Genomic DNA, 946 nt, shown 5'->3' on the forward strand with positions numbered 1-946 from the left:
AGCACATGCCGTAGGCGGGACAGCCGGAGCGCGAGCTGGACTTCGAGTGCGCGCTCCGGCTTCTGCCATTCCGGACCCAGGAGTTCGCTGATCCGTTCCAGGCGGCGGGCGACGGTGTTGGGGTGCACATGCAGTTTCTCGGCCGCGTACCTCGGGCTGCCGCCGGTGTCGAAGTAGGCGTCCATGGTGCGGGTGAGCTCGGTGAAACGCTGCCGGTCGTAGTCGAAGACGGGACCGATCACCGAGTCGATGAATCCCTCCGCATCGAGGCTGTCCGATAACAGCACGCCCAGGAAGCCGAGTTCGCGCGCGGAGGCGGCGCTCCCGACCGCACCGAGTACCGTCATCGCGTCAAGGCAGCGAGCCGCCTCCTGGTATCCGTGGAAGACCGCTCCCGGATCCGATACCGGACCCGCAGCCGCCACCGTTACCGGGTGGCCGAGCAGCGGCGACAGCTCGTCGCAGACCGTCCGGGCCGCCTCTCCCGCGTCCTTCGCCGGCAGCAGGAGCACGGCGGTGTCACCCTGCATGCTCTTGAGCCCGTTCATGCGGTGGGCGTACGAGGAGGCCCACGTGCACGTCTTGGTCTGAGCGCCTCCCTCGGGGCGGGCGATGACCACCACGTGCTGGGCGCCCAGGTCGATGCCGAGCCGTCGTGCGCGTTTCTCGAGCTGGTGCGGCGGGCGCTGCGGACTGAGCAGGAGATCGTCGAGGAGCTCGTCACGAACGTGGCCATCGGCCGTGGCGGTCCTGCTGTTCTGCAACAGCAGCATGACCGCCGCCGTTTGCGCGGCGCGCCGGAGCAGCCGCTGGTCCCGGTCGGTGAGCGGGCGGCTGGGGTCGAGGAACAGCGTGCCGAGGTACTCGTTGCCGGTGGCGACCGGCATGGTCCACATGCCGTCGTCCAGTTGCACCGGCGCCGGCTCACCGATGGTGTGAGCGTCCA

General features: G+C 69.3%; 1 protein-coding gene. It reads right to left on the reverse strand.

Features of this window, described 5'->3' with window-relative positions; translation table 11 throughout:
• Positions 1-914 (reverse strand): PucR family transcriptional regulator (locus tag ACTWP8_RS38185; protein ID WP_443326643.1); only part of this gene is annotated, 914 nt, incomplete at its 3' end.
• Between the last annotated feature and the right edge of the window lie 32 nt (positions 915-946).

This window comes from Streptomyces sp. 7N604 (genome assembly GCF_052245475.1).
In the GTDB taxonomy this organism is placed as follows: Bacteria; Actinomycetota; Actinomycetes; order Streptomycetales; family Streptomycetaceae; genus Streptomyces.